Below are 959 nucleotides of genomic sequence, written 5' to 3'. Positions count from 1 at the left end.
TAGCCGAGCCGCCGAGCTCCAGATTCTCGAAGGTCTTACCTGGAACACTGGCGTCGCTGATCCCCACAGTGAGCGAGCCTGAGTCTTTGAAGACGTCATCGCCCTGGGCTGGCGCCTTGTACTCAACCTGGGTCTGGCCCGCAGCGATGGTGACCTTGTCGCCATTGCTCAGAGTGACGGTGAGCGGACGATCCAACGGCTGGTTCACTTTGACAGTGAACGACGGCTGCTGGTCTTCAGTGACATTGCCATTGCTGACGATGGTGACGGAAATCTTGTCGCCTTCGTTGCCGGTACCTGGAGTACCAGTGCCTGGCTCATCAGTCACAGTAGTGGTGACGGTGCCGTCGCCGAGGGTCAGCTTCTCAAAGTTATCGGCGCCAGTGACCGATTCCAGCTTGTTCACGATGCTTGGCTGGCCGCCAACGTACACGTCGTCCGGGGCATGGATGGTGATGGTGCCGGTGGCGCTGCCTGCCGGAACGGTGACTTTGGTGCCGTCGCTGAGTGTGAAGACCAAGCCGTTATGGCCAGTAACCGACAGACCTTGGGCGTTGGTCAGGGTGACGGTATAGGTGATCTCGCCGCCTTCAGACACAGTGGTTTTATCGGCCGTCAGGGTCGCGACGACCTCGCTTTCGGTATCAGCGATCTGAACAGTGGCCGAGCCACCGAGCTCCAGGTTCTCGAAGGTTTTGCCTGGAACACTGGCGTCGCTGATACCAACTGTGAGCGAACCGGAATCCTTGAAGACGTCATCGCCTTGGGCTGGCGCCTTGTACTCGACCTGGGTCTGGCCTGCGGCGATGGTGACCTTGTCGCCATTGCTCAATGTGACAGTCAGCGGACGATCCAACGGCTGGTTCACTTTGACAGTGAACGACGGCTGCTGGTCTTCGGTGACGTTGCCATTGCTGACGATGGTGACGGAAACCTTGTCGCCTTCGTTGCCAGTGCCC

At 59.1% G+C, this 959-nt stretch carries 1 protein-coding gene; it reads right to left on the bottom strand.

Annotated features, from left to right (window positions below; genetic code table 11):
- Positions 1-959 (bottom strand): immunoglobulin-like domain-containing protein (locus VA602_RS00395; RefSeq protein ID WP_323452154.1); only part of this gene is annotated, 959 nt, incomplete at both ends.

The organism is Pseudomonas machongensis, from assembly GCF_034961125.1.
Taxonomy (GTDB): Bacteria; Pseudomonadota; Gammaproteobacteria; order Pseudomonadales; family Pseudomonadaceae; genus Aquipseudomonas; species Aquipseudomonas machongensis.
This window is presented reverse-complemented; position numbering and strand designations above follow the sequence as displayed.